Origin of the sequence: uncultured Flavobacterium sp., from assembly GCF_937967675.1 — a bacterium.
Taxonomy (GTDB): domain Bacteria; phylum Bacteroidota; class Bacteroidia; order Flavobacteriales; family Flavobacteriaceae; genus Flavobacterium.
This window is the reverse complement of record NZ_CALBSN010000128.1, coordinates 1-3,811: the sequence shown is the minus strand read 5'-3', so window position 1 is coordinate 3,811 and position 3,811 is coordinate 1. Positions and strand designations below refer to the sequence as shown.

Sequence of the window (3,811 nt, the reverse complement as noted above, 5' to 3'; positions counted from 1 at the left end):
GTTAAACGCACATCGATATTATGTTTGTCTAATTTCACGGAGTAAAATCCAGCGGAAGCTTTTTCATTATCATGCGAAAATGTAGAAGAATATACTTTATTATCAAACGAAGGCTCGCCCATAGTTGGCATCAACATAATATCACCATAATCGGAAACACCGGTTCCATTCAAATGTGTGTGCGAAAATCCGTAAATCACATTATCGGAATAATGATAACCTCCACAGCCATCCCAACTGCCGTCAATACGAGTATCTGGAGACAATTGCACCATTCCGTAAGGCAATGTAGCACCTGGAAAAGTGTGTCCGTGACCGCCTGTCCCAATAAATGGGTTGACGTGTTTGGCGAAATCTTGTGCCTGAGAAATTGTTGTAGTTAAAAAGGCTAAAACGATAAGAAATGGTTTCATGTTGTGTTGTTGAAAAAATTTCTTAAAGGTAAAAATATTTTCACTTTTTAACGAGTGATAACTCAGATTTTGTGGATTATCTTAAAGGTAAAAATAAAAACCGCAGATTCGCAGATTTTGTATTTAATCTGCGAATCTGCGGTAATTTTTTTAAATTCTAATTCGCGAAAACGCCTCTTTTGTTAATAATGGGTATATCAGCAGTGGCTTTTTCGTTAATGGTGTTTACTCGAAATACAAAGGTTTTATCATATAATTGTCCGTTTGCAAAGTACGACAACATGAATTCGTTATTCAATTGTAAGACGTTGTTTTCTAACAATTCTACTTTAACGGCGGTTCTAGGTTCTACTTTAGCAAACGCGTGACGAAAAGTTCCCGTTTTGCGTTCTTCGCCATTGATTAAGCCGTAAGCACGTGAAACTACCATAGCCATTTCCAATAAATTATCAGTATCGTTTACTAAGTAAGCGTACCAAGAATTCTCCATAAAATCGTCGTTCCATTCTTGAAAAGCTACAATGTGAACACCTTCTACTTTTGGGATGATAATGTCTTTCTTCATGATTTAAGATTTATGATTAACGAATTTCGAATTCAGAACATTCTAAAATCTGAAATCGTCAATCATCATTCAACAATCTATAGGCTCGATTTGAATTGCTCTAAGAAACGAACGTCGTTTTCATAAAACATACGGATATCGCCAATTTGGTACAACAACATCGCAATACGCTCTACTCCCATTCCGAAAGCAAAACCTGTGTGTTCGTCTGGATTGATGCCGCAATTTTTCAATACGTTTGGATCTACCATTCCGCAACCACCAATTTCTAACCAACCGGTTCCTTTTGTAATTCTATAATCAGTTTCGGTTTTTAAACCCCAATAAATATCGATTTCAGCACTTGGTTCTGTAAATGGAAAATATGATGGACGTAAACGAATTTTCGATTTTCCGAACATTTCTTTAGTGAAATACAACAACGTCTGTTTTAAATCGGCAAACGAAACGTCTTTGTCAATATACAAACCTTCCACTTGATGGAAAATACAGTGCGAACGCGAAGAAACTGCCTCGTTACGGAACACTCTTCCTGGAGAAATCGTACGAATAGGCGGTTTGTTGTTTTCCATGTAACGCACTTGCACTGATGAAGTATGCGTTCTTAACAAAACATCAGGATTGGTTTGAATGAAAAACGTATCCTGCATATCTCTTGCCGGATGATATTCTGGTAAATTTAATGCGGTAAAATTGTGCCAATCATCTTCGATTTCTGGACCTTCAGACACATTGAAACCAATGGTTGAAAAAATATCAATCATTTGGTTTTTTACAATTGAAATTGGGTGGCGCGAACCAATGTTCATCGCTTCTCCTGGACGTGTAGTATCGCCGTAAATTCCTTTTGCTTCTTCTTTATTTTCTAAAGCGTCTTGAATGGTTTTTACCTTTTCTTCTGCCGAAGTTTTCAATTCGTTGATTACTTGTCCAAATTCCTTCTTTTGTTCGTTTGGAACATTTTTGAATTCGGCAAAAAAGTCTTTCAACAAGCCTTTACTTCCTAAATACTTGATTCGGAAGGCTTCTAATTGTTCTTTATTATCGGTTTGAAAAGATTTTACTTCTTCAATATGGGCTTTAATCGTTTCTGTCATCGCTCGTTGTATAAAGGTGCAAATTTATGGATTTTTAATGAAAGTAAACAGTCTCAGTCACAGTTTTCAGAATTTACAAATTTGCCAACTGCGACTGCGACTGAAAACTAATCTATCAACTCTTTCTCTAAAAAGTAACCTACAATTGCTTCTTTCATTAGTACCGCTTGTTCGCCTGCTTTTAATGGTGGCAATTCTTCTTTTACTTTGTAATGGGGCCAGCCGTCGTTGTCGAAATATTCAAACTCGTAGTAACCGTAAGGTTCTAACAAACGGCAAATGGCGATGTGCATTAGGTTTACTTTTTCATCTTTTTTGAATGTAGCATGAATTTTTCCTAATTCTTGCACCCCAATTAAATAGATGATTCCCTCTAAATCAAGGGTTTCTCCATCTGCGAATTTATTTGATAATATAGTGACAACGCTTTCCCAACGCTGTTTTAATTGTTCGTCTCTGGACATGTTTTTGGGTTTAAGGTGATGAGTGATGGGTGATGGGTTCCAATGACCAATTACCGATAACCAATTACCAAATTTCTTGCAAAGATAACAACAGAAAACTACTTTCAACAATTCTTTTATCTTTGTTCTTTATTCTATTTTCTTTCAAATGAGTTTTATTGATATTGTTTTTGCGGTTTTATTGGGTTTTGCAGTTTATAAAGGATTAAAAAACGGACTTTTTGTGGAAGTCGCTTCTCTATTAGCCTTGGTTGCTGGAATTTATTTAGCGATTAAATTTTCGAGTTTAGTAGGTGCGATTTTTACTGGATTTGTCCCAAGTTGGAATCCGAAATATATTGAAATTACCGCTTTTATCATTACATTTTTACTAGTCGTAATTGGTATTCATTTAAGCGCAAAAATTCTAACCAAATTAGCAGATTTTGCTTTTTTAGGTTGGATAAACAAATTAGCTGGCGTTATTTTTAGTTTGTTAAAAACAATTTTAGCTTTGAGTGTTGTGCTTTTTATTTTTGAGAAAATCAACATTAACAACATGCTGCTTTCTAAAGAAACGCAAGAGAATTCGATTTTTTATAATCCAATTCAGAATATTTCAAAAGCAATTTATCCTACGATTGAAGGGTGGTATAATAGTTTGAAATCGGGAGTTGCGAGTGAGGAGTAAAAGCTTCGACAAGCTCAGTCTGAACACTTTCAACTGAACACTGAACACTATTCCTTCACTTCCTTAATCGCTTCTTTGTCAATCCAAGCTTTGGTTTTGTCCGTTAATTCTACTTGTTTCCAGTTGCCTAATTCTTCTAATACGAAAACTTTTGTGCCTTCGTGAAGCGTTACTACATCTTCCGAACTGTTTTTTGGTTCGGCTTTCAAAGTGGTTGATTCCGCAAAAACGATGGCTGGATTATAATTTGTATCGAATTTCTTCTGTAAAAAAGCAGAGAAAACGGTTACGCCAATTCCGATTAAAAACAACAGAAACAAACTGAAAAAAGTACGCTTTAGAAACACGGTATTTCCAAAATAATACCCTAAAAACGAAAGTAAACTCATGAAAGCGATAAAAACGGCAATCCAAGCCCAAGTATCATAATGAAAAACGCTTGTGAACTCTTTGACCATTTTCTTAAAACCTACTTCTGGAAGGATTTTAATATCGTCTATTGCCATTTTTTGAGCAAATGACAGATTGGTTTGTATAGCTTCGTCATCTGGGTTTAAAAGCAATGCTTTTTCGTAATTGTAAATCGATGGCGCTACTTTTCC

Annotated in this window: 5 protein-coding genes and 1 pseudogene; 1 reads left to right on the top strand and 5 read right to left on the bottom strand. The window is 35.6% G+C overall.

Going from position 1 to position 3,811, the window contains the following annotated elements:
* From Q0075_RS08760 to Q0075_RS08745, 4 genes and pseudogenes are all read right to left on the bottom strand, one after another.
* Positions 1–413, bottom strand: a pseudogene (locus Q0075_RS08760) (alpha-mannosidase); the annotation flags it as partial.
* 157 nt (positions 414–570) lie between these two features.
* On the bottom strand, positions 571–978 hold the full coding sequence (locus tag Q0075_RS08755) for a hypothetical protein (protein WP_297869194.1): 408 nt from the start codon (positions 976–978) through the stop codon (positions 571–573).
* 77 nt (positions 979–1,055) lie between these two features.
* Positions 1,056–2,075, bottom strand: coding sequence for a phenylalanine--tRNA ligase subunit alpha (pheS, locus tag Q0075_RS08750; protein ID WP_297869193.1), 1,020 nt, complete (start codon positions 2,073–2,075; stop codon positions 1,056–1,058).
* 107 nt (positions 2,076–2,182) lie between these two features.
* Positions 2,183–2,539 (bottom strand): hypothetical protein, encoded by a 357-nt coding sequence (locus Q0075_RS08745; protein ID WP_297869192.1) that lies wholly within the window; start codon positions 2,537–2,539, stop codon positions 2,183–2,185.
* Positions 2,540–2,687: 148 nt separating this feature from the next.
* On the opposite strand from Q0075_RS08745, the gene Q0075_RS08740 reads away from it, so the two are divergent.
* Positions 2,688–3,209: a CvpA family protein gene (locus tag Q0075_RS08740; protein ID WP_297869191.1), complete on the top strand. Its 522-nt coding sequence runs from the start codon at positions 2,688–2,690 to the stop codon at positions 3,207–3,209.
* Between the two features lie 47 nt (positions 3,210–3,256).
* Here the strand turns inward: Q0075_RS08740 and Q0075_RS08735 are convergent.
* A partial coding sequence (locus tag Q0075_RS08735; protein WP_297869190.1) for an SH3 domain-containing protein occupies positions 3,257–3,811 on the bottom strand: 555 nt, incomplete at its 5' end.

Coding starts and splice junctions, on each gene's coding strand:
- pheS (WP_297869193.1), bottom strand. CDS start 2,075: ATGACAGAAACGATTAAAGCCCATATTGAAGAAGTAAAATCTTTTCAA.
- Q0075_RS08740 (WP_297869191.1), top strand. CDS start 2,688: ATGAGTTTTATTGATATTGTTTTTGCGGTTTTATTGGGTTTTGCAGTT.
- Q0075_RS08745 (WP_297869192.1), bottom strand. CDS start 2,539: ATGTCCAGAGACGAACAATTAAAACAGCGTTGGGAAAGCGTTGTCACT.
- Q0075_RS08755 (WP_297869194.1), bottom strand. CDS start 978: ATGAAGAAAGACATTATCATCCCAAAAGTAGAAGGTGTTCACATTGTA.